Origin of the sequence: Oceanicola sp. S124, assembly GCF_000220565.1 — a bacterium.
Lineage (GTDB): Bacteria > Pseudomonadota > Alphaproteobacteria > Rhodobacterales > Rhodobacteraceae > Pseudooceanicola.
The window spans coordinates 1-22,360 of record NZ_AFPM01000305.1 but is presented as its reverse complement, the minus strand read 5'-3'; the positions used below and the strand labels follow the sequence as shown (position 1 = coordinate 22,360).

The 22,360-nt window shown below is 60.0% G+C and carries 20 protein-coding genes and 1 pseudogene; 10 read left to right on the top strand and 11 right to left on the bottom strand.

Annotated features, from left to right (window positions below):
- The coding region (locus tag OS124_RS0120690) for a multicopper oxidase domain-containing protein (protein ID WP_010141887.1) at window positions 1-1,202 on the bottom strand (1,202 nt) is incomplete at its 3' end.
- 642 nt (window positions 1,203-1,844) lie between these two features.
- Between OS124_RS0120690 and OS124_RS26265 the strand changes: the two genes are divergently transcribed.
- Window positions 1,845-2,201, top strand: a complete 357-nt coding sequence (locus OS124_RS26265; RefSeq protein WP_224953406.1) for a c-type cytochrome — start codon at window positions 1,845-1,847, stop codon at window positions 2,199-2,201.
- A 276-nt stretch (window positions 2,202-2,477) separates the two neighbouring features.
- Here the strand turns inward: OS124_RS26265 and OS124_RS0120675 are convergent, their stop codons facing one another.
- From OS124_RS0120675 to mobC, 3 genes are read right to left on the bottom strand one after another with little or no spacing between them, the layout of a single operon-like run.
- Window positions 2,478-4,433, bottom strand: coding sequence for a type IV secretory system conjugative DNA transfer family protein (locus OS124_RS0120675; RefSeq protein ID WP_010141884.1), 1,956 nt, complete (start codon window positions 4,431-4,433; stop codon window positions 2,478-2,480).
- A complete protein-coding gene (locus tag OS124_RS0120670) occupies window positions 4,426-6,774 on the bottom strand; it encodes a relaxase/mobilization nuclease domain-containing protein (RefSeq protein ID WP_010141883.1) in 2,349 nt (782 codons plus the stop codon). Before OS124_RS0120670 ends, OS124_RS0120675 begins: the two co-directional genes overlap by 8 nt.
- Window positions 6,761-7,348: a plasmid mobilization relaxosome protein MobC gene (gene mobC, locus OS124_RS0120665; protein WP_029375614.1), complete on the bottom strand. Its 588-nt coding sequence runs from the start codon at window positions 7,346-7,348 to the stop codon at window positions 6,761-6,763. Before mobC ends, OS124_RS0120670 begins: the two co-directional genes overlap by 14 nt.
- A gap of 552 nt (window positions 7,349-7,900) precedes the next feature.
- Here mobC and OS124_RS0120660 point away from each other — a divergent pair.
- Complete coding sequence (locus tag OS124_RS0120660; RefSeq protein WP_010141881.1) at window positions 7,901-8,620, top strand: nucleotide-binding protein; 720 nt, start codon at window positions 7,901-7,903, stop codon at window positions 8,618-8,620.
- Window positions 8,621-8,630: 10 nt separating this feature from the next.
- Window positions 8,631-9,299 (top strand): hypothetical protein, encoded by a 669-nt coding sequence (locus OS124_RS25450; RefSeq protein ID WP_010141880.1) that lies wholly within the window; start codon window positions 8,631-8,633, stop codon window positions 9,297-9,299.
- Window positions 9,300-9,378: 79 nt separating this feature from the next.
- Here the strand turns inward: OS124_RS25450 and OS124_RS0120650 are convergent, their stop codons facing one another.
- The gene (locus OS124_RS0120650) at window positions 9,379-10,380 is read right to left on the bottom strand and encodes an RcgR family putative quorum lactone hydrolase (RefSeq protein WP_010141879.1); all 1,002 of its coding nucleotides are present in this window, start codon (window positions 10,378-10,380) and stop codon (window positions 9,379-9,381) included.
- Window positions 10,370-11,956 (bottom strand): RcgA family putative transporter, encoded by a 1,587-nt coding sequence (locus tag OS124_RS0120645; protein WP_050900934.1) that lies wholly within the window; start codon window positions 11,954-11,956, stop codon window positions 10,370-10,372. Before OS124_RS0120645 ends, OS124_RS0120650 begins: the two co-directional genes overlap by 11 nt.
- 203 nt (window positions 11,957-12,159) lie before the next feature.
- On the opposite strand from OS124_RS0120645, the gene OS124_RS25445 reads away from it, so the two are divergent.
- The gene (locus tag OS124_RS25445; protein WP_010141877.1) at window positions 12,160-12,342 is read left to right on the top strand and encodes a hypothetical protein; all 183 of its coding nucleotides are present in this window, start codon (window positions 12,160-12,162) and stop codon (window positions 12,340-12,342) included.
- Window positions 12,343-12,581: 239 nt separating this feature from the next.
- Window positions 12,582-13,693: pseudogene (locus OS124_RS25440) on the top strand (Fic family protein).
- 119 nt (window positions 13,694-13,812) lie between these two features.
- On the opposite strand, the gene OS124_RS0120630 reads toward OS124_RS25440, so the two are convergent.
- From OS124_RS0120630 to OS124_RS0120625, 3 genes are all read right to left on the bottom strand, one after another.
- Window positions 13,813-15,195, bottom strand: a complete 1,383-nt coding sequence (locus OS124_RS0120630; protein ID WP_029375612.1) for an ISNCY family transposase — start codon at window positions 15,193-15,195, stop codon at window positions 13,813-13,815.
- A 225-nt stretch (window positions 15,196-15,420) separates the two neighbouring features.
- Window positions 15,421-15,894, bottom strand: a complete 474-nt coding sequence (locus OS124_RS26695; RefSeq protein WP_202799079.1) for a hypothetical protein — start codon at window positions 15,892-15,894, stop codon at window positions 15,421-15,423.
- A 29-nt stretch (window positions 15,895-15,923) separates the two neighbouring features.
- A complete protein-coding gene (locus tag OS124_RS0120625) occupies window positions 15,924-16,997 on the bottom strand; it encodes an XRE family transcriptional regulator (RefSeq protein ID WP_010141874.1) in 1,074 nt (357 codons plus the stop codon).
- Between the two features lie 186 nt (window positions 16,998-17,183).
- Between OS124_RS0120625 and OS124_RS0120620 the strand changes: the two genes are divergently transcribed.
- From OS124_RS0120620 to OS124_RS0120600, 5 genes are read left to right on the top strand one after another with little or no spacing between them, the layout of a single operon-like run.
- Window positions 17,184-18,089, top strand: a complete 906-nt coding sequence (locus tag OS124_RS0120620) for an AAA family ATPase (RefSeq protein ID WP_010141873.1) — start codon at window positions 17,184-17,186, stop codon at window positions 18,087-18,089.
- Window positions 18,089-18,559 carry a hypothetical protein gene (locus OS124_RS0120615; protein ID WP_010141871.1) on the top strand — a complete coding sequence of 157 codons (471 nt, stop codon included), beginning with the start codon at window positions 18,089-18,091 and terminating at the stop codon, window positions 18,557-18,559. The genes OS124_RS0120620 and OS124_RS0120615 overlap by 1 nt, the downstream gene beginning before the upstream one ends.
- The gene (locus tag OS124_RS0120610) at window positions 18,556-19,059 is read left to right on the top strand and encodes a hypothetical protein (RefSeq protein WP_010141870.1); all 504 of its coding nucleotides are present in this window, start codon (window positions 18,556-18,558) and stop codon (window positions 19,057-19,059) included. The genes OS124_RS0120615 and OS124_RS0120610 overlap by 4 nt, the downstream gene beginning before the upstream one ends.
- Window positions 19,056-19,955, top strand: coding sequence for a CBASS oligonucleotide cyclase (locus OS124_RS0120605; RefSeq protein WP_010141869.1), 900 nt, complete (start codon window positions 19,056-19,058; stop codon window positions 19,953-19,955). The genes OS124_RS0120610 and OS124_RS0120605 overlap by 4 nt, the downstream gene beginning before the upstream one ends.
- Before the next feature lie 24 nt (window positions 19,956-19,979).
- The gene (locus OS124_RS0120600; protein WP_010141868.1) at window positions 19,980-20,702 is read left to right on the top strand and encodes a DUF6602 domain-containing protein; all 723 of its coding nucleotides are present in this window, start codon (window positions 19,980-19,982) and stop codon (window positions 20,700-20,702) included.
- Window positions 20,703-20,721: 19 nt separating this feature from the next.
- Here the strand turns inward: OS124_RS0120600 and OS124_RS0120595 are convergent, their stop codons facing one another.
- Together OS124_RS0120595 and OS124_RS0120590 are read right to left on the bottom strand one after the other, a co-directional pair.
- Window positions 20,722-20,994, bottom strand: coding sequence for a WGR domain-containing protein (locus OS124_RS0120595; RefSeq protein ID WP_010141867.1), 273 nt, complete (start codon window positions 20,992-20,994; stop codon window positions 20,722-20,724).
- Window positions 20,995-21,077: 83 nt separating this feature from the next.
- Window positions 21,078-22,010 (bottom strand): DUF2493 domain-containing protein, encoded by a 933-nt coding sequence (locus OS124_RS0120590; protein ID WP_010141866.1) that lies wholly within the window; start codon window positions 22,008-22,010, stop codon window positions 21,078-21,080.
- Window positions 22,011-22,360: the final 350 nt, after the last annotated feature.

The following is a 22,360-nucleotide window of genomic DNA, read 5'->3' as shown; positions in this document are numbered from 1 at the left end:
AGCATCAGCATCTGGCTGCGATCCACGGGGCGCTCCGGCAGGGCGTCCACCGCGATCAGCCGTGCTTCCTGCGCAAGATCGGTGTCGAACGCGGGCGCTTCAGCCTCCGCCACGGCATCGACGCGCCGCACCTCGGCACCGGGCGTGGCGAGGATCAGACCGGTGCGCTCCCGCGCCCCCTCGCGCAGCGCGAGGATCGGCCAGGCACCGCCCTCGTCCGGCAGGTCGATCTCCAGATCCAGCCGCTGAGCCATGGCGAGCCCGAACCTGTTGCCCGGCAGCGGCCGCACCGCATGGCCGTCCACCGCGACGAGGCGCGCCCCGGCCGCTCCGGTGTCGATCCAGAACACCGTGGCCGCCGCGGCGTTGACGACGCGGAGCCGGATACGGCCGCCGCGCTCGACCTGCACCACCTCGGGGTCAGATAGCGTGCGATCGTTGGCGAGATAGGCGTCCCAGTCGTAGTCGTTCAGGTCCATGGCCATACCGCCCATCTGGCCGCCCATGCCCATCATCCCGCCCATACCCGGCATCTGGTTCATTGGCATGCCGCCCATCGCGCCGTGATCCATGCCCGGCATGGCGCCCATGCCGCCCATGGGCATCCCCTGCATCGGTTGGGCGCCGCCGTGCTGCGCTTGCGCTCCGTGACCGCCGCCCGCGTGACCGCCGCTTATCTCGGCCAGAACCTCTTCCGGGGACTTGAACGAGAAGTCGTGCAGGAACATCACGACCTCCTGCCGGTCGGCGGCGACATCCTCGGCCGAGCGCACGATCAGCGGCGCGGCGAGCAGCTGCATCTCCTGGGTTGGCACATGGCTGTGCATCCAGTGCGTGCCGGGCCGCGCCTCGAAGTCGTAGGATCGGGTCTCGCCCGGCGCGAGCAGGGGCATCGGCATGTCGGGCACGCCGTCCTGCGCGTTGGGCGGGATCTGCCCATGCCAGTGTATGATCGTGCCGACGTCGAGATCGTTGGTCAGATCGACCCGGAACCGCTGTCCGGGATCGAGCACCAGTCCCTGGCCGCCGGAACCGGCAAGGCCGAAGACCGAAGCCGCGCGTCCGTCGATGTCGAGCGTGCGCGTGGCCGCGGCTAGGCGAAGTGAGTCAGGGGTTTGCGCAAGGGCAAACCGGGGCATGTGCGCAACTGCAACGGCGGCCGCGCTTGCGGCAAGAAAACCGCGTCGTGAAAGGGTGTTCATGGTCGTCTCCTCGGGACATTCCGTCCCGTACAAAAATGCCTATGGGGACGCCGCGGGCGTCGGCCCGGGCGCTATCAGAGGAGACGGAGCTTGGGAGGTCGTTCGTTCAGTCCTGGCATATGGCTGACGTGGACGGCCCCGGCGGGAGAGTCGTGGTCCGCGGGCTCGAAGGCGTGTCCGGTCTCCACCCCCGGCATCGCCAGGAAAACCGACAGACCTGTACAAACAAACTCGCAAATGGAGGCGTCGGTCGCTCCACAATGCTGGTTGCCGTCACAGGATGGATGAGCGTCGCCGGACGCGTGCATCATCGCACCAAGATGATCCGTATGGTCCAGCTGCATACCGCCCATTCGCGTAGCATGGGCTGCGCCGATCGTCGTAACCACGGCGATCGAGATTATGGCAAGTATGGAGAGGACTCGGGCGAACATGCCAGAAAGATAGACATTGCTCGCAAAAATGTCCATTGCCGCCGGCGATACGTCTCTGGCTGATTCGGCCTCAGCGTGAAGGCGATAAATTACTAAAGCGATCGGGACCGAACACTTGAGAAGAGGCGTCCGAATAGCGGTGGCAGGTGTGACCGCTGGCGGCATTGTGATTGCGGGCTGGCACTATCGCAGTGCTTCAACCAGCGGTATCGCCTCGGTAGAGGTCGTCTCGCAAGGACGGCAGATCTATTCCGATCAATGCGCCGCATGCCACGGAACGGATCTCGAAGGCCAACCTGATTGGCGCTCGCCGCTTCCCTCGGGCCGGTTGCCGCCGCCTCCCCATGACGCCAGCGGTCACACCTGGCACCATCCCGACGATGTGTTGTTCCGCATCGTAAAGGAAGGCACGGCCGCGATCGTCGGCGGCGGCTACGAGAGCGACATGCCGGGGTTCGGAGGCGTTCTGAGCGACGCGGAAATCCGCGCGGTGCTAGCCTACATCAAGAGCACATGGCCAGAGGGCGAGCGGAACTATCAAGAAAGCATGTCACAGGGAAACTAGATGCTCCAAGTAGAGCTGATGCGGGGCATGGTCACAACGTCAGTGGTGGGCGGAGCGTTTTGGGAAGCGATTCAGAAACAATAGTTTAACGTGGAGTTGGTTGGATATCGGGTCCATCCCGTCCTGCGGTCGCCAAGCAAATCGTTGTTGCAGGGAAACCTCGGATTTTTCGGGCAGATTGGACCGACTTCGCAACGCCCTGTGACGGCGATGTGCGATCCGTGTGCACGTCTCTGGGAGCCAGCATAATACCGCCAGAGAGGCGGCGGCCATTAGTCATCCATGCGCTTCAATGATCGCCCGCGTCGTTTGCACTGCCGCTGCCAGTTCTGATCTGCCTGCATGGTTGAGACCCATTCCTGCGAGATCGAGCGACAGCTGTCCCTGGCCACCTCCGCTTCCAGCAGCACGAGCCGCGCGGCCTCGAACCTTCGCTGCGCTGACAGGGTCAGTTTTCGCCGCGTTAGGCGCATTCGGGTCGACTTCCCGCGGTCCCGCAGCCGCCCGAACCTCCTGCAATTCCTGCTTCAGCTTCTCGACCGTCTCGCGAGTCTCGGACATCTGTCGGTCCCGCCGAAGGCCTTCCTCATCCGGATACGGGAAGCTTCCCGATTGACCGGCGTGCAGAACCTTCAACACCGGGTCCTCGAAATACTTCACCCTTCTTGCCCGGATCGGCATCTGCGCGTCGATCACAAGGATGACCTCGTCTAGGTCCATGCGCCGGGCCTCATCCTCGGTCAGAAGCGGGGTATCTTCTGTCCTTTCCGAGACGCTGCGCCCTTCGAATGGATTGCGTCCAACAGCACGGGAGCGGGTCACCACGCGCTTGGTCGTCTTGCCGACAGCCTGGCTCAATTCCTCGATGGTCTTCTGCTCGGACGGGGTAAGGTAGAGCTTTACCCCGGCGCCACCCTGAAGCGACCTGCGGGTGTTCTCACCATAGATCTCGTCCAGCGCGGGGATGGTCTGGGTCACGATGGCGAGGTTGCCGCCGAAGGAGCGCAGCGTCTTGATGCTTTCGGCGACGATCGGCATTTTCCCCAGCCGGTCGAACTCGTCGAGCATGATCATGGCCGGCCAAGGCTCGTCGTCTCCAGGTTCCTGAGCCTGCAGCGAGGCGATCAGGTCCGAGAAGAAGAGGCGGATCAGCGGAGCCAGCGGGCGGATCATCTCGGATTCAACCACAAGATAGATCGCATGTGGGCGGCGGCGGATATCCCGGAATGAGAAGTCAGAGGTCGCGGTGGCCGCGTCGATCGCGCGGTTGTCCCAGGTGTCGAGACCCGATGTCATCAGGAGGGAGAGGTAGGAAGTGAGGGTGTCGTTGTTGGTCGAAGCCATGCGCTCGAAGATCAGCTTGGCCGACTTGTTCTTCACCTCCTGCGAACGCTTCAGGTATTCCTTCTGCTTGTCGCCCCCCGAGGCTGTGATGCGGTAGATCTCGCCGATGGTCGGCACGCCGCGCTCGAAAGCCAGAAGACCGGCCGCCACGAACAAGTCGATACCGCCTGCCAGAAGCCCGCTCAGCTTTTCGTTGTCGGTTTGCAGGAAGAGCTTGGCGGTGAGTTTCAGCTCCATCTGCTGCCGGTCGGGGTTGGTCATGGCAGCAATGCGCGCCAGCGGATTATAGCGATGTGTCGGTCGGTCCCAGTCGGTCGGCGCGAAGCGGAAAACCTTGTCCCCCATGCTGGCGCGGAAGCGCGAGGTCTCGCGGAAGTTCTCGCCCTTCACGTCGAGCACCACGGCCGAGCCCTTGTAGGTCAGCAGGTTGGGGATCACGAACCCCACGCCCTTGCCCCGGCCTGTAGGCGCCACGATCAGCGCGTGGGGGAAGGTTTTTGAGACAAGGAATGGGCGCTTGGATTTCGGGGAGCCGAGCTTGCCCAGAAGGAAGCCGCCGCCGGGCTTGGCAAAGAAACCGTTCCTCTTCATCTCGCTGCGAGTCTGCCAATGCGTCGTCCCGAAGCGGGTCAATGCATCCCCCAGAAGCGTGACGCTCAGCATCAGCGATGCCAGGCCGAAGCCGCCCAGGATGAGGTTCACCCAGAGGAAGTCTTTCGGTGCAGACTGAGACAGACCCCGATATTCGCGGGCAAGCAGGGTGACGTCGAAACGCGTGGGAGAAAGCCCATAGCGGAACATGACAAAGCCGGTCGCCACGACATAGCCCATGGCGAGACCGACCAGCACGAGGCTCAACACACCGAGGGCAATCTTGCCTTTATCCATGGGTGATCCCCTTCTCACCATGTGCCGCGGCGTGGCGCGCGCGCTGCGCTTCTATCAGTTCTTCCGCCAATGCATCGAGAACGCGCTCCATGGCCGGGCCATGCGCGGTGACCTCGCTGCTTTGAAGATAGGTCTTGGCGAGTTCCAGCTGGCGCAGCGGATCCTCGGTGAATGTGTCCAGGACGTCCGCGTTACCGGCCCGCAGCGCGTCGATTGCGTCGGGGCTTAGTCGCTCGTTTATCTGCTGGACGATGTCCTGCTGCTCTGACTCGGAGAGCGGGCCCTCGACGTCGGCGTTTCGCACAAAGGCCATGACGGTTGGCGCTGTCTCTTCCAGATACCGGCGCTCGGCGTAGTCTTGTCGCGCCTGGTCCTCGATCTCGAAACTGCGCTCGCTGATATAGGCACGCGACGCGCCGAGCGAACGAAGGTGATTGATTTCGTCCTGGACGGCCTGCCCGAATTCATCATCCGGCATCTCCGTGCGATAGCGGGCGAGGGTGCGGAGCTCTTCGGTGATCGGACCGAGATGATCCGAAGGATCCCGCAAGGCGAGGTCCATGTCGCCAGCATGAAGCGTGCGGTCCTGCTCCGATACCGCATAGTGCGGCGGCATTCGACTGGCAGTCATCTGTTCCCAAGCCATCGAGGCCAATTCGGCATGCTGCGGAGATCTCTGCGCATAGGCGTCGAACGCGGCGCGGGCCTCTTCCACCTCTACGGCACCCGCCCGCCGCACGGAGGGATCGTCGGAGAACGGATGATCGAAATCCGTCCGGCGGAACTGCGCCACCAGCGCTCTGAACTCATGCCGCTCAGATGGGGCAAAAATGTCGGGCCCGTCCTTCTCGAGATCACCCCCTGGTGCCACCAACCGCTCACCGAGCACTTCCTCAGCGTCATCCACCTCGTCGACCTCGGTTGGCGCGCGCAGGACGCGTACGTCGGTCAGGACATCGCCCAGCCGAACATGCACGGCTTCCAGCCTGTCGAGCGCGTCTTCCCGGTCCGCAGATTTCTCCAGATCGAGGTCGCTTGCTTTGGCAATCCCCTGCAGATCCTGTGCCAGCCACTGGCGCTCCAATGCGGCATTGCCTGCCCCCTCCCGCAGGCGCGCGGCCACAGACTCGGCATCGATGCCCGTGCCTTGCAACGCCTCGGCCAGCTTTGATGCCACCTCTCCATCGTCAAGACGCGCGAGGTGTTCTTCACTTAAGTTCGGCCTTGCATAGATGCCGTCCCGGGATGGGGCATCGACCAGGGCGGCGGAGCGATCCCCGAGCGGGTTCAAATGCGCGACCGAGGCCAGAACGTCGGTCAGCTTGCGCTCGATCACCGGCCTCTCGGCCGCCGGCGCCCTGTCGATCGCCGCCTCGATCTGGCGAATGTTCTGAGAAAACTCGGTGATCAGCGTGTCGAACGCTGCTTCGTCTTGGGACATGTAGATGGCTCCGTCAGATTGAATCTGACCGCCACTGGCAAGGATGGTGCTGGCCCTCTCGAGCGCTTCGGCCACGTCTTCGAAATTCGAGCGTGACGCCTCCGCCGCGAGCCCGCGATAGATCAGGGCATTCTGTCGGACGTTTTCCAGAGCGGCCGCCAGGTCAGCGCCGGTTCTCTGGCGCTCGACTGGGGGACGGCCTTCGTCGCGGGCCTTGTAGATTTCATCGATCTCGGCGCGGTAGGTCGTGACGCCGCGATCCAGACGACGCGTCGCCTCAAGGCGGATCTCATGAACTTGGGCCGCCTCGACCATCGCCTCGCGAAAGGCGTCGTAGTTGAAGTGATGATCCTTCCCGAGAAAGAACATTTCGCCATCCTTGCTGCGGCGGTTCAGAACGATATGCGCATGTGGATGCGCGCGATCTTGGTGTATTGCAGCAATATAGTCGAATTGCGACCCCTCACCTTGAAAGAACTTCTCGCAGACCGCCTGGGTGATATCGCGCACCTCTTCACCCCTGGTCCCAACCGGGAATGCCATTAGCAGATGCGACGTATGGCCAAGCTTGGGGCTGTAGCGCTCGTTCCACTGGTTCTCGAACCGCCGCGCCACTCGGTTGATCTCGGCATCCGAGAGTTGCTTCTTCCCGTCATGGGTGCCGCGGCTGTCGAGGATATGGGTCGATTTCGTCGTGAGATATGTGAGCTGCGCCCGTAGCTGCGCCCCGGTGTGGCAGCCTCCTTTCGAGATAGCCTTGAAGATCGCTGGCGAATAGCCGCGCGCGGCCCGCACCTTCTGCGCGCCCTTGGAAAGCCCCTGCCAGGATCCCGAAACTCGGCTCCAGCCTCGGTCAAATAGCGCCGGGTCGATGCCACGGACCCGGTCACTCCGCGCCATTCTCATCCCTCTCGGCGAGGCCCGCCAGGGCAGAGCTGATCTCAAGGTCCAGCACGCTGCGCCGCGCACGCGACATCTCCTGGACCTGGTCGGCCAGATCGAAGACCAGACCCGCAAGGGCGCGGACGTCACGGTGACTTGAGGCCGGGTAGGACAGTCTCTCGCCCCGCACCTTGGCCTCGTTCAGACGTCGCGCGATCTGGTTCACGTTGTTGCCGACCCGGTTGAGCGCGGCGCCGAGGCTGCGCAACTCGTCGCACATCTCGTCGTCGGGCAGGAAGACACCTTCGGCCGCCAGCATCAGGCGGCGCATTGCATCCGAGCGGTGCGCAATCCCGCGCCGCGACAGCGCCGCGTCGAACCGGCGCAGGTCGTCGTCCGAGACCCGGATCCCCACAACCCGCGTTCGGCTGCCGTTCGCTGTCTGACGCTCATCCCAGTGGTTCACCACGTTGTAGATCGTCTTCAGGCTGACATCGTAGCGCGCGGCCAACGACGCCGCGGAGACGCCGTTCCGGCGCTCTTGGGCGATGGTCGATCGTTCGATCTCTGACAATCTGCGGCGGCGAGGCATTTTGAAGTTAACGTTCCTATTTCTTGCCAACTTCGTACAAGCCCGCCGACTCCCAACGCAAGTGGAGTCGGCCATAAGGGATTGTACTCAATGTAGAAAATCGCCCTGCAGGGGCGATTTCCCGTCCTTTGTCGAATGGATCGCGCCTCGCGCTCATTGCACCACGCGACGTGGTCTCCGCATCGCGCATCGCGTCTTTTGCGCCCCGTCTCTTGCACCCCGCACGACGGGTTTTGCCGCGTGCCAACCGTCTCGCGTCACCCGCGGAACGGCATACGCGAGACTGCCTTCCGTCGTCTGGAGCGTGCTAACTGTCTCGTGCAGTCTGTCCGAAGCGCATCGCCAAACGTATCCCGACACTTGGAGGGTGTGTGATGCCCCGCGACGAATGCTGACGGCGCCACGGCAGACGTCGCACGGTCATCGCATAACGCCACCCGCGGCATGCCAAACGTCGTTCGCATCCCGACTTCTGCTTGACCCCTCCGCAGCATGCGTTTAGCGACACTTTGGCATTATCGTTGCGATTCACTATTTTTGCGGAGGGTCAGAATGCCGAACGAAAATCTTGTGGTGATCGCAGCGATGGCCCGGAAAGGGGGCAGTGGAAAAACGACGCTTTCGCGCGCCTTGATCAGCGCCGCGATCGCCGCCGGACGCAGAGTGATGTTGATCGACACGGACAGCACGAGAGTACTCGGGGCCTGGCATGCTCGGGCGGAAGCCGGTGGGCTGAGTTCGCCGCTTCTCTGCTCGGCCACCGTCGAAAGCGTGGCGGGTGTCGAGGATCAGATCGATCAGGTCTACATGGCAGGCACGGCAGACTTCATCTTCATCGATACCGCAGGGGTCGGTGCCGAATGGTCAGACGGCATCGCGGTGCTTGCGGACCACATTGTGACGCCCGTCATGCTGTCGACGTCTGATTTCGATGTCGGAGCGCAGACGGCTGATTGGTTTGAGAAGCTGAAATTCCGTGTTGACGACCCCACCAGCCTTCCGCGCCACCACGTTGTCCTCAATATGGTCGACCCGAAAACGACCCGTGCTGACGCCGCCCTGATTGAAGAAGCGCTCACCCGTTTTCCGGTGATTGAGACCGTCATGATGCGACGAAACACTTATAAGGAGATGGATCAGAAGGGGCTTCTCCACGCCTTGGCGCTGGAAAAGCAATCTGATCCAAACCCTCTGATGCGTCCACATGTACGTCATGTCGTCGAGGCGCTCGAGGAGGCGACGGACATCCTCAACAACATTCTTGCTGCGTGAGGACAGTCGATTGCGCAAGAAGATCCCGACCATCACCAGGCCCGACCCAGCCTACGCCGCCGCCCTGCAACAGGGTGACCGAGAGGTTCCGGGGAAGGAAGATGAGGCACAGGTCACAGCAACAAAGACAGGCACCCCAGCCGCTGACGTTGACGCTGATCGGCACGAGTCAGAGCTTGTGCCGGAAGGTACCGTGGCGCCGCATCAAGTCACCGCGGAAAGCTCTGACCCGCATACCAGCCGGAGAGCTCCCGTATCGGCGCGCGCTTTGAGCCCGACCCGGAAGATTGACATCAGGGTCAACGCACTCGAACGACAGGAAGCAGCGCTCCAGAGTTGTGGTGTTGAGCCAGCACATGTCGTGCGTGCCGCCCTGCGCCGTGCGGTCAAAGGCTGGCAACTGTCGCCGGTCTTCGCGCCAGTTGCAGAGGAGCAGCGTACTCGAAACACGCAGTGGCAGGCACGCACGTCCCTGGCTGTGGATAGGACAAGCCTCGCCGTCCTTCTCCGAGATCACGACCCTCTTGACGTCCTGAGCAAATGGGCTCTGATCCGCGGCCAGGTGGAGCCGCGCATCTGGGCGGAGATCGACAAGATCCTCGACGAGCTCAATGGGAAGGCGGAGCCAGCGAGTTCCAGAGATGGGAGCGGAGTAGTCGGCAAAGCCGAACGAGAGTAAATCGCCCCGAATACCTCGAAGCGCCCGAATGAAGCGTGACCGTGATCGGATGCCGGCCACCGGGCGCGACTGCAGGACATCAGGCGTTCAGGAATCTTGACGCAGATATCCCCGCATCCAGTATATAGGTAGGCAGGGACAGCGAGTAATGTCCGCAGTTCACCCACTTTACCGTTGGCTTGGCGCCCGCGTGTGCGATCCGTTCAATCAGATGCTTTGACAAGTTCGGCAATACGACCCGGTCCCGACCAGCCACAACCATCTGGAGATCGAGTCCGGACCGGGCGAGTCTTTCGGTGTAACTCTCAAGGTCCATAGGTGACCACGCTTGGCGCAATTGGGCCAGGTCGATGCTGTCTTCCAGGCTGGCGCGAATGTGTCGCGTCGCACTTCCCGTCCACACCATATCCGCCAGGCTTCCGCCCGTCAGAAACAAGGAGGCTTTGTTCACCACAGGTTCATGGGCAGCAATCAGGCCCGCCACCCAGGAACCCAGGCTTATGCCGAGAACAGAAATCTTCTCGTATCCGTCCCGTTGCAAGATTCCGATGAGCTGGCGTCCGTCGACCACCGCCTGTCTTATCGAGCGAACGGTTCGGCCGAGATTCGGGCTGAGCATATAATCGGCATGGGACGAACCGGGGCGCGTGCGTTCCAGATGATAGGGCATCGCGATCTCAAAGACTGCGAAACCGCGCCAAGAAAAAAACCTTGCGAGTTGCGGGTTCCGCGAGGTGGCGTTCCAGTGGTGGAATACCACGAGTGCATGTTTGGACGCCCCGGCCGTTGTTAGCTTGGCTTGCACAATGTTGTTCTCAATGGTCTCAGTCACAATGCTCGACGGGAAACTTAGCCAGTGGCCGTCCCGGCTCGCTTGCGGCAAGGCATCGTCCAGACCGAAAAACGACGACGAATCGGTGACCGCCTGTTCAGCCAGACGGTAGAATTCTTCGGCTCCGCCAGAACTTCCCGCCCCAGGAAATGCCAGGTCGGTGTCGAGCTCCAAACCGGTCACCGTCTTGTCGTGATCCCGGCGCCGCGTCCTGCGCTCATCCCATCGATCGAGCCACCTATAGTACATAGCCACCGTCCCGCAGCCCTTTTTTTGAGGTTCCGAATCCAGGATCAATCAGGCCATACAGGGCAACGACAATTCCGATGCCAAGGAGGACCGTGAACCCCGTGATCACGCCGATCAGAAGGTAGACCAGGGTCAGAAAGAGTACTGCGGTAGTCATTCTAGGCAACGGGATATCGAGATATCCTTTCAGACCTATCCGCGTGACCCCAAAGGTGAAGACGACGCAGACCAGGAAAGCCACCAGGAGGCTAGTATAGTGCGTCGGCATGCTGTACTCGCCCCAATCAACCGGCTGGCCAAGCCGAGTAGGGACCGATCCGATGTCAGAAACCAGCCAAGACCAGATGTTTGGGGCAGACACGACAACGTACAAGCTTTGCAGCTTCATGCATATCGCGATGAGAAGCCCTGCTACAGTACAGCGAAAAACCCCGCGCATGATCGTCGTGCCGACCTCCTCGGCAAGTGGGGTCAGCCCCGCAGCAAGCTGGCCGTGCAAGCTCTCTTCCAGATGAGTGAAATCATCGATCAAGGTCGTGAGCAAGATCAGGCCCGCGACGAAAAGGTAGAAACATACGCTCATGTAGAGATAGGCGGCTCCGGAAAAAGCCACTTGCTGAACAACACCAATTTCGTCCGGTCGGACAAGTGCCTTTGAACCCCAGTCGATCGCGTAATTTCCCTTGCCATGCAGAACCGGGATGAGACGCACATAGATCCACTGAAAGATTCCGGCAAAACCAATACAGATGAGAAAGACGGCCGCAAAGGTATAGGATGAAGCGTCCACTCTTTGTTGCCAATCACCAAGCTGATTTGAATCAGCCGCATTGGCAATTAACCTGGAGCGTCCCGTGCTTTTCCAATCGGCAATTTGATGGACCACGAGGGAAAGAAAGAGAGGCATCAAAACAATAAAAAGGAATGTCCAATTCGGAGCCCAAAGGAATCCGACCTGTTTCTCAATGCCATCCTCGTCAGCATAGGTGACACTGTGAATGCCCAGAAAGTAGGAGACAAACTGAAGCGCGACGGCACCAGCAAAGATTGATGCGGGCAAATTCAGGAATGATTTGCTGCTGAATGCTGCTTCGGAAACCCGGGCGATGCTGAACCGACCTCCCTGTGTATTGTCCGCGGCTGGCTCCGGCACAGCCGGCAACTGATGTTCTACATCCTGCTCACCCCGCAAATCGTTCCAGGAGCGACGCACGGCACGCCGCTTTGCAACCAGTCTTGATTGGGCAGCACTCAACTCCGCTTGCCAAGCGCTTGCCGCTTCCGGATCGTTGCACCCTAAGACCCGGGCAAGCCAGCGAATGTTATTGGAGCTGATGCCCTTGTCGTTGTTCTCAAACCAGAGCTGGACCGTTCGCAACTCGATGCCGGTCGGATTGACGCTGATTTGTGAGATAGCCGCAGCAAGGAGGTCGGGTGTCCAGGGCCCCTGCGGGAACCCATCCTTGTCTACGGGCCGCCCGACGCCGGCAGCCGCCACACGCGCGAAGAGTTCCTTGAAATCTTCGCTACCGCCATGTGGGGGCTGAAAAAATTTTCCATTTTTTATCAGTGCCATATGGCGTCGCGTTTCGTGGTGCTTCGTCCAGTTTCGTGTTGGGCCGTGACTTATCAACTTTGCGCATAGCATCAAGGCTCGAATTGCAACCTTGGCGGGCACCCGCTCACGCCCACTGAATGTAGCCGACAAGGGCCGCGGAGAAAGCACCTTGGGACAGAGACACATCCTAAGGGTCGGCTCGTCACCATTGGAGAACACGAATGACCCAAACGAAGAAGCTGTATGCAGAAGCGGTCGGAAAGATCATCAACCGGCACGACCGCGATCACGTCGGTTACCTTTACAGATGGAACAACGGGGAGCTCCAGCAAGCTTGGTTTGGTCGTCCCCGCGCGGATGTGGTCGTCGAGATGTTCAAAATGGACGCACCCAAGGCATGCTAGCCGGCGGGGCTTTTGGCGGCATCTTGAAATGGGCTGGAACGACAGACAAAATGGATTGTCGCATCAGACAATCGAAGGTCGGGCAGTGCTTCGGTCATTTAGCGTGACTCCGGTCAACCTGCTGTCCATCCTGCCCAGAGCCATAACTACCCGCTCAATAGTTCCTTTGAGCGATAGACTTGACTTCTATGCCTCAATAGTGATCTAGGTATGAGTTATAGAAAGGATGTCTATAACTCATGGCTTGGAACTGGACGCTGCCCGATTGGCCGGATTTCCGGTATGACGCCTCCGCTCTGGAGCCGTTTGAGCAGACGTTCCTGCTGTCGTCCGGAGAAATCCTCGGCGCGGTCCATCATGTCAGTCCGCCGGAGCGCGAGCAACTCCGCATCGAACTGCTCAGCGAGGAAGCGATGCAGACGAGCGCCATCGAGGGTGAAATCCTCGATCGGCTCAGTGTCCAGTCTTCGCTGCGCCGCCATCTGGGCCTCGATCCGGACAGCTATCCTGCCAAACCGCGCGAACAGGGCGCCGCGGAAATGATGGTCGACGTCTATTCCAGTTTTGCAGAGCCGCTGACCCATGAGACACTGTACCGCTGGCATCGGATGCTACTGTCCCATGACCGTCGGTTGAAAACAATCGGGGCCTACCGACAACACGCCGAGGCGATGCAAATCGTTTCCGGCCGCCTTGACCGGCCCACGATCCATTTCGAAGCGCCTCCCTCGGAGCGGGTCATGCCTGAGATGGAGCGATACGCGGATTGGTTCAACAAGACCGGGCCGGGGGAGCAGCGCCGCTTCCAGCGCTGACGCGCGCAGGGCTAAGCCACCTCTATTTCGAGAGAGTCCACCCATTCGAAGACGGCAACGGCCGCTTGGGTCGCGCCCTCGCTGAAAAGTCGCTGGCGCAGAACATTGGCCAGCCAACCCTCATCTCGCTCGCCTTCACCATCGAGAAGCAGCGCAAGGCATACTACGACCAGCTCGAGCAGCATCAAAAAACGCTCGACGTGACCGATTGGCTCGTCTGGTTCGCGGAAGTTGTCTTGAAGGCCCAACAGGCAACACTCGACCGCGTCGGCTTCTTCATCAGCAAGGCACACTTCTACGATCGTCACAGAGACCACTTGAACGAACGCCAGGCCAAGGCCATCGCTCGAATGTTTCGGGAAGGCCCTGGCGGTTTCAAAGGCGGCCTCAGCGCCGACAACTATCTCAAGATCACCGAAACGTCACGTGCAACCGCGACCCGCGATTTGCAGGATCTGGTCGAAAAGGGGGCACTCAGCCGGACCGGTGAGAGACGTTACACGAGGTACTGGTTGAATCTCGAAAGTGAAGCCTGAAAATCAAAATGGTAAAACGGCCAACCCTGTGTTGCAACCATCCAGAAATGTCACTGCGCGCGCAAAGCAGAAGCGTCACTGCCGGGGGCTTCGGGGGCGCGGGCTGACAGGGCAGGACCTCAGGTATCGCTGCGCTGGCTGGCCGCGCGGCTTTCCTGCTCGGCGCGCTTGCGGGCATAGTGGATTTCCAGTTTCGAGCGGCGACCGCGACGACCGTGCTCGGTCAACTTGTAGCCGTTCTTTGCGCTCTTCGGCTTGACCTCGACTGAGCGCTGCGTCTTGTCCTGCTCCTTCTTGATATGGGCCAGCACCGCGCTCAGACGCTTGTTCTCGGTTATGTCGGCATGGGTCACACGCTGCTGATGCAGGTCGAATATCGTATGGGGCAGAACCATGCCGGCCAGGCGCACCTGAATGCGACCATCGGCATACTCGTAGGTGTCGACATACTTTCCGACGAGACCGCGCGTCAGATCGTTGATCTCGAGCCGGACACGCTTGCGGTCATATTTGAAGGTCAGGTCCTTGGTGACATAGCGCTTGTCGCGCAGGCAGAGGATCTCGCTCAGCCGATCGGGTTCGACATTGAGGGCGCGATGCAGGTTGTCCGGTCGGGCCGGGGACTTGGCAAAGCGTTCGTTGTACCGGTCGATGAAGCCGGGCAGGAATGCGTTTGCAGCCGCCATGTCCGAAATCCCGGCCAGGCGCAGTTCCTTCACCAGCCGGTCCTGCAGCGTGCGGTTGGCCCGCTCGACACGGCCCTTGGCCTGGCTCGAATTGGCACAGAGAATCTCGATGTTCAACTCGGCCAGCGCGCGCCCGAACTGGGTCATGCCGGTCATGTGCGGGCTGGGCTTTGGCACCCGGAAGACCGTATGCTTGTCGCTATAAAAGGCAACCGGGCGTCCGTGCTGCCGCAGATAGCCATCCAGCGCCTCGAAATAGCTGAAGGTGCTTTCCGAGGCGACGAACCTTAATTCCATCAGGGTGCTGGTGGCATCGTCGACGAAGACCAGCAAGGTGCAGGGCGGTGCGCGATCCTCGAACCAGCGGTGCTCGGATCCGTCGACCTGGATCAGCTCGCCATAGCATTCCCGGCGCAGACGCGGTTGGTGGAACGTCCGGCGCTGCTTGCGCGACAGCCACAGCCCGTCCTCGGCCATCCATTTGCGCAGCGTCTCGCGCGATACCTTGAACCCATGATGCTGGGCCAGCATCTCGGCCGCCAGCGTGGGACCGAAATCGGCGTAGTTCTCCTTGATCAGGGACAGTGCGAACTCACGCTTGGCCTTGTGAATGCGATTGTTCGGCCTGCGCCCGCGGGCCTTGTGCCGGATCGCGCCGGCTCCGGCCGTCCGGTAGCGCTTCAGCAACCGGAAGACCTGGCGGCGACTTAAGGCCAGCAGATTGGCACCGTTTCCGACCGTCAGGCGGCCGTCATCGATCTGCGCAAGAAATTCAACACGGTTCAAATCGCGCGCGCTCATCATCACCCATCCCACATCGCTTCTCCCGCACATTGCCTGCGCAGAAGAGTGACATTCCTGATTTGCTCATGGGTGACATAATAGCTTTGCGGCTACACCCTGAAAGCCCGATAATTCGTTTATGTAAAATGGACGGAAACAGGCCTTTTACTGAATAGGAGATATTCGTTCGGGTCAGCGGGCACACCGGGATTAGGAACGGTCCATCGCCACTGAAACTCCCGTGGGTCACATGCTGCTTCATCGACCTCCGCGACTAAGAACCGACAAGAGGCGCCGGACATCTCCAACTGGCAGTCGGCACCTCGGATGAGCATGGATGGTTGTTAGTGCTGCATGCAAAACCGTCGCATCAGTGACGCCGATGCGGTCAAGTTCGGCAATGACCCAAAGCACACCATGCATCACTACTCCTCTCTCAATGCAAAGATCACGAAGGGCGCCATCCCCGGTCAGCAGGGTCCAGCGCCGAGCCTCTGCAAGAGAGAATGCGAATGTGTCGGGTGTTGAGAGCACTTTGATTTGCCGGCGCAGAGCGGTCGCTCGCGTCAGTTCATCTGATGTAAGTCCAACAACATTCAAACCCAACGCTCGCAGCCGATCTCCAAGATCGCCTGCGAGCTCCTTCTTGTACAAGAGGTCCGGTACGCAAAACTCATATGGCAAGCCAAACAACTGGTCGAGAAGTCCACCTCGGTCGAGATCTATGATCACCGACGTATCCGAAACAAGGACTTCCACACCTATTGCACCGCGCTATCCAACCTGATTCCAAGTTCGCGGACCGAGATGCCCAGCAGTTCCGCAGCTCTTGGCTCGCCAATCATGTTCTCGGCAAGGGCCCGATAGCACAGGCGCTCAAACCTCTTCGGTTCTTCCCACTTCGGTGGAATGGCTCCTGGCTCGGTATAAGGCGGCTTGCGCCATCCGCGTTGGTTGAAGAGCTTGAAGAGGCGCACAAAGGCACTCTGGTTCAAAATGCCGAGATCCTTGCAGCGGTAAGCGATCGCCTGGATTGAAACACCAAACCGTTCTTTAAGCGCAACAAGCTCGCCAATTGAAACTGACGATCGGTTGGATCCCATTTCTGCGCGCAACGTATCAGCAGGTATGAGAAAGGCCCCGGCGAACCGGTGCGCTGCCTTCTCGATCTCCTCCTCACTCATGTCAGGCGACGGGTCCATCACCATATGTCCAAGTTCGTGCGCAAGCGTAAACCGCTTGCGCTCCGCCCAAGCATCGCTCTTTACGACAACTAGCCTCGCGGCCATGTGGTCTTTGCGGCGCACCTTCGCTGCCAGACCATCAATGTTCTGCAGAGACAGGGAAAGCACTTTGATACCGCGTTCTTCGAGCAACTCCGCCAGTTGCGGGATCGGATCATTGCCCAGCCCCCAGTCTTCGCGCACGGATCGAGCCGCGTCTTCTGCATCTCGGATGTCACTCACCGGATGGGGCGCACTGCGCGGCTTCTCCCAGTCGACGCTCTTGAGATGAAGTAGGTCCTCGATGGCCAGATAACGCTCCAGGAGATGGATAGAATTCGCCTCGATTGCCGCCTCTTCGCGGGCCGTCGTGTCAGGTTTCTTTCGAAACTCGACACCTTCTAGTACCAAATCGTCGTCGCTCAGTAGGTACTCCTCCGAGACGTTCAGCGCATCCGCCAACGCCAAAAGAACACCCGAGCGTGGCATGTCCTCATTCCGTTCGTACTTTCCGATGGCCTGAGCCGTGACCAATCCGTCGATCTGAGCCGACAGATCGCGCAACGAAAGACCGGCTGCAGCACGTGCGATGCGTAGCCTATGACCAATCATGGGTTTGAACCTTTCTATCGGTTTACACTACTATAGATTTCTTGCGATCTTGTAAACCTCTACGAGATGCACTAGCTATCACGAAGGCGACAACGGCGAGTCGCATTCAGACTCGCACCAAACACTGAAATCCGTCGAGTAGCCGGGCCAGGCGCCGGCTCGGAGATCAGAGCAGCGAGAACGGCGATGAACATGCAATTTGCGAGAGAGCTGCCGAAGGGCATACAAAAGATCACCGACCTGCCGAACGGGGATCTGGCGGCCCTTTGGGGCTCGATCATTCTCGACGATCTGCTCAAAAAGCAACTCCTGTCCCAGGCCGTTCTGAACTTCACGGTCCGCCCCAACGTCCCGCGCTCGGTGCTTCCGCTTCACGGTGTTCTGCTTCTCGTCGGCCCGCCCGGCACCGGAAAGACATCGCTCGCCAAAGGGCTGGCCAATCGCGTTGCCGAAGTATTTAAGAGTTCCAACTTCCGCCTCGTCGAGGTTGAGGCGCATGGGCTCACGAGCTCGTCCATGGGGAAGACGCAGAGAGCCGTCGCGGACCTGTTCGCACAGACTGTTGCGGAACTGGCCAGCGGTGGCCCCACCATCGTGCTACTTGATGAGGTAGAGACGCTCGCCGTCGATCGCTCAAAGCTAAGCATGGACGCCAACCCGGTTGACGTGCATCGAGCGACAGATGCCGTGCTGGTGCAGCTCGATCTTCTTGCCGAGGCGCATCCAAATCTTCTGTTCGTCGCGACCAGCAATTTCCCGGAAGCGGTCGATAGCGCCTTTATCTCCCGTAGCGATCTGGTGATTGAGATCCCGCTGCCAAACGCAACCGCCTGCCGGAAAATCCTTGAAGACTGTCTCACAGGCCTGAGTGCCATCTATCCCAAGATCGGACAGCTCACGAAACATCCAAAATTCGAGGCCTGCGCTTCCGAATTCGTCGATCTAGACGGGCGAACGATCCGCAAGACAGTCGCCAACGCGCTTGCCGCCGACCCCACTGTCGCCATGGCACCGGAAACCGTGACGATCGAACAGATCGCAGCAGCCGCCCGGGCCGCACGCAAGAGCCGCGCCAAGAAGGAGGGCAAATAATGGCAACAGTCGCCCGCAGAACCTTTCGGAGTTCGCCCCACCGAGACACACTGGCTACTTGGAACCAGATTGTGGACCTCCTGACTGCGACAAACACGGGTGCCCGATCCGAGCTTGAGAGCGTTGGAGGGATCGCGAGTAGCACAATCGCCGACAAGGCTTGTGGAGCAACTGCCATCATCGTGTCGTGCGACGGTCCGCAAACCCGTATTTATTGTTTGTTTGATGATGACGCGATCGATGGATCGGATGCGAATGAAGACGTGCTGGGGTTTGACCCGCTGAAGGGTGACTGGTCCATCTCGCTGCCCTGCCACCCCGATGACCTAGCTTGGGTCCAATCCGCCCTAAAGGAAAAGAGCGACCGCATCACCGCTCGCGATCAAGATGAGAAGAAGCAGGCACGCGATGACGGCACCCGGTCATCAACGGGACTTGAGCTGGATGTAGAGGGGTTTCTGAAGTCATGACGACGACAATCACATATACACGCACACATTCGGTCACGTACGTCGCTGATAACATCCTGAAAAGCCTCAAGGACATCATTCGCGAAAGCGGCATGAGTCCGGCAAAGTTCGTCAACGATACTGAGGTCAACCGGCGTGGCCTCACAGCGTGGCTCGATTCCGAACATCTCGAACGTATCATCCTTGAGATTTACGACCCGCGAACTGACAAGCTCATCACCCGTTGGGATATCGATGTCCGCTATGACTGGGCATCCGGCGATGCGAGCTTCTGGACCGACACGGAGCAGCTCAAGTGGGCGATCAAGAAGGCTGGTGTTGCGCCGGCAGATGCAAAGTACGACCTCATTCTCCATACCAAGGCCGGCCGTCCGGACGTCGTCGGCTGGTCGTCGTGCGGCTATCGGTCGACGAATGGTATGGTGCGGCAAAGCCTCGGATCGACTATCGAACACAATGGTCTGGGCGCGTCAGCCTCGTACTGGAGGAAGGCGTCATGATCACATTGCCGGAAGCCTTCAAGAAATTCAAAAGTCGGCTTGAGCTCAACGACAACGAACAAAAAAACGCATCGAAACGCCAGACCGAGGTACGGGAGTTTCTCGATACGAAATTCCAGATTGACCGGAGCTTTCTCACGGGAAGCTACAAGCGGTGGACCAAGACCAAGCCGCTGAAGGATGTCGATATCTTCTTTGTACTCGGCGAAGACGAACGACACTATCTGAACAAGCACCCAGATGAAATCTTGACTGCCTTTGACCTGGCATTGGTTGAAAAGTACGGCCGATCGGCAATTACCAAACAAGGCAGGTCGGTTGGCGTCGATTTTGGAGTTGTAATCGATTCCGACGACAACACGGATTATCGTGTCGTGAGTGTCGATGCCGTACCGGCCTTCGTTGAGGGCGACAACTACACTATACCAAACAATGCCACCGGTAAGTGGATGGGCACCAACCCCGAGATCCACGCGCAGAAGGCTACCGAAGCCCACCAAGCCTACGGGAACGAGTGGAAAGGTCTTGTCCGCATGGTTAAGTACTGGAACCAGAATAGTCGGCATGGTGAGAAGCCGATCAAACCTTCGTTTCTGATTGAGGTCATGGCGATGGAATGCCTCCATGGTGGATGGGGGGGCTCGCATGATCGGGAACTGCAGGCCTTCTTTGCGACTTTGCGCGACCGGATTCATGAAGACTGGCCTGATCCTGCGGGACTTGGCAGTCCAGTAAGCGATCGAATGGATGCGGCCGCTATCGCACGCGCGCAATCAATTCTGGACACTGCAAACCGAGAAATCGCGAATGCGATCAACCTTGCCCGCCGCGGCCAGAACGGAGAAGCGCTCAAAGCGTGGCGCGCCTTCTTCGGGCCGAGGTTTCCTTTGTCATAAGCGAATGCGTGGAAATGGAGAAACATGGCCAACTGGTCTCTTGAGGTAATTCTCTCGTCGCTTCACGAGGATATTCAGAGGCGCTTGTCCGCTGCCCGTGAGACTTTCGCACATCCCGTTTCGAAGGGCGATGCGAGTGAAAAGATCTGGCTGGCGCTGCTCCAGACCTATCTCCCCGAACGCTACCAGGTCGCAAAAGCCTTCGTTGTGGACAGCGAGGGCAAGTTCAGCGAGCAAATCGATGTCGTCGTTTTTGATCGCCAGTACTCACCCTTTATCTTCAACTATGAGGGTGAGATTATCATCCCAGCAGAGAGCGTTTACGCTGTCTTCGAGGCCAAACAAACGGCAAATGCCGACCTCGTCAGGTATGCGCAAAGGAAGGTCGCTTCAGTACGCAACTTGCATCGAACCAGTTTGCCTATTCCGCACGCTGGTGGCGTTTATCCTCCAAAGGCCTTGATACCGATCGTTGGCGGTCTTCTCACGCTGGAAAGCGATTGGAAACCGGCACTTGGCGATTCATTCGTCGACCTTCTGAACGGTGCAAGTGACGAAAGCCGACTTGATATAGGCTGCGTCGCCTCGCATGGCTATTTTCATCGGGATAAAGACGGCAACTATGACATGGTTCCCGAAGGCAAGCCTGCCACCGCCTTTCTCTTTAAACTGATCTCTCGTCTGCAGTTCAGTGGTACTGTTCCAATGATCGACGTCGACGCGTATGGGAAGTGGTTGACGAAGTAAGTGCACATTTTGTGCGTTCTCAACGTTCGCCCAGCAACCGATACCCCCGCCGCTTCTTCGTCGCCGACAGCTTCATCAGCGCGTTGACCGCCCTGCCTTCGTCATCATGCTGTTCGACCAGCATTTGGCCACGGTAGCCGATCCGACCCCATTCCCGCACCAGGCTCACCCCGCCAAACAGGTCCGGCTGAACGCTTATCCTGTAGAACCGCCGCATGTTGAGAGACGGGTCGATCCGCTTGAGATCGACTGCCGTCGGAAACACCTCCAATTGCTGCAATTCATCGAACATTTTGCGGTCACCTTGTCTGCGACAACAATACCAAGTGTATGTCCGTGTTTCCACAATGTTCTCTCCCAACAGGGAAAGGGGGCTCACGCCCCCTTCTCGAACTTCATGACCGGGATGCCCAGCTTCTTGGCTTTGTCGGCGAGGTTTTCCTGGATACCGGTCCCGGGAAAGACGAGGACCCCGACCGGGAGAACATCCAGCATCGCATCGTTTCGCTTGAAGGGCGCGGCCTTGGCGTGCTTGGTCCAGTCAGGCTTGAAGGCGACCTGGGTCACGCCCCGAGCTTCGGCCCATTTGGCGGCGATGAGTTCTGCGCCTTTGGGGCTGCCTCCGTGCAGAAGGACCATGTCGGGATACTTGGTCCGGACCTGGTCGAGCTTACCCCAGATCAGGCGGTGATCGTTGAAATCGGTCCCGCCGGTGAGGGCGACTTTGGGGCCTGCGGGAAGCATTACCTCGGTCTCTGCCCGGCGCTTGGCGGCTAGGAAGTCGCGGCTGTCGATGAGCGCTGCGGTCATGTGCTGGCGGTTCACCATCGAGCCAGTGCGGGGGCGCCAGGTGGAACCCGTGTGCTGAACGAACTCGGATGCGGCGTGATCGCGCAGTACGTCCATGCAATTGCGCCGTTCGACGAGGGTCAGGCCTTCGGCCGTCAGGCGCTCGAGTTCGGTGGATTTGACCTCGGAGCCGTCCTGCTCGCGCTGGAGGCGGCGCTGCGCTTGCTCGTTCTCGTCAAGCGACCGCTCGATCCGGGCCGTGGCGCGGTGGAAGAGGTTGACCTGGCCCCAGAGAACCTCTTCGAGGTCGGGTTCCATACGGGTGTCTTCCAGGGTCGCGACGAGGGCGTCGAAGATGTCGGCGACGGCGACGGCGAGGCGCTGCCCATCGGGCATCGGGCGCGGATCGGGCTCGTCAAAGGGGCGATAGCCGTAGAGCTGGAGCTCGTCGAGCGCATGGGCGGTCTGGGATGCGCTATGGGCGGGTTCATACGCGTCGTCGTGGGTGTGGATCGTCATCGGTTTCTTGCCTCCGGGCTTGTCTCGTCCGCGCGTCATCCCGCGCGGCCTTCATGGGCAGACACGAGCCGTCGGGGCGGTTGCCCCTTCACGCCGGCTCACCGGGGCCGGAACAGCGTGGAGGAGGTCGGCAGGGAAGCTATTTGTCTCGCGATGCAAAGGCGGCTTTGCCGTCGGCGGAAATAGGTTCCCTGCCGACCTTGCAGGGGCAACCGCTTTGACGGCCTGCCCATCTCTTGAAGGCCGCTCGGGTGACGGGTGGATGCGCAAGGCCCGGGAGGGGTGAGGACGACGATCCAGAGCCACGACTGGGATGCAGCCCCCTGCCCCGCACGCCCAGCCCACCTGCG

Coding starts and splice junctions, on each gene's coding strand:
- OS124_RS0120670 (WP_010141883.1), bottom strand. CDS start 6,774: ATGGCGCGGAGTGACCGGGTCCGTGGCATCGACCCGGCGCTATTTGAC.
- OS124_RS0120625 (WP_010141874.1), bottom strand. CDS start 16,997: ATGATTGGTCATAGGCTACGCATCGCACGTGCTGCAGCCGGTCTTTCG.
- OS124_RS0120590 (WP_010141866.1), bottom strand. CDS start 22,010: ATGACGATCCACACCCACGACGACGCGTATGAACCCGCCCATAGCGCA.
- OS124_RS0120605 (WP_010141869.1), top strand. CDS start 19,056: ATGATCACATTGCCGGAAGCCTTCAAGAAATTCAAAAGTCGGCTTGAG.
- OS124_RS0120595 (WP_010141867.1), bottom strand. CDS start 20,994: ATGTTCGATGAATTGCAGCAATTGGAGGTGTTTCCGACGGCAGTCGAT.
- OS124_RS0120615 (WP_010141871.1), top strand. CDS start 18,089: ATGGCAACAGTCGCCCGCAGAACCTTTCGGAGTTCGCCCCACCGAGAC.
- OS124_RS0120650 (WP_010141879.1), bottom strand. CDS start 10,380: ATGTACTATAGGTGGCTCGATCGATGGGATGAGCGCAGGACGCGGCGC.
- mobC (WP_029375614.1), bottom strand. CDS start 7,348: ATGCCTCGCCGCCGCAGATTGTCAGAGATCGAACGATCGACCATCGCC.
- OS124_RS0120600 (WP_010141868.1), top strand. CDS start 19,980: ATGGCCAACTGGTCTCTTGAGGTAATTCTCTCGTCGCTTCACGAGGAT.
- OS124_RS0120660 (WP_010141881.1), top strand. CDS start 7,901: ATGCCGAACGAAAATCTTGTGGTGATCGCAGCGATGGCCCGGAAAGGG.
- OS124_RS25445 (WP_010141877.1), top strand. CDS start 12,160: ATGACCCAAACGAAGAAGCTGTATGCAGAAGCGGTCGGAAAGATCATC.
- OS124_RS0120675 (WP_010141884.1), bottom strand. CDS start 4,433: ATGGATAAAGGCAAGATTGCCCTCGGTGTGTTGAGCCTCGTGCTGGTC.
- OS124_RS0120645 (WP_050900934.1), bottom strand. CDS start 11,956: ATGGCACTGATAAAAAATGGAAAATTTTTTCAGCCCCCACATGGCGGT.
- OS124_RS0120610 (WP_010141870.1), top strand. CDS start 18,556: ATGACGACGACAATCACATATACACGCACACATTCGGTCACGTACGTC.
- OS124_RS0120620 (WP_010141873.1), top strand. CDS start 17,184: ATGAACATGCAATTTGCGAGAGAGCTGCCGAAGGGCATACAAAAGATC.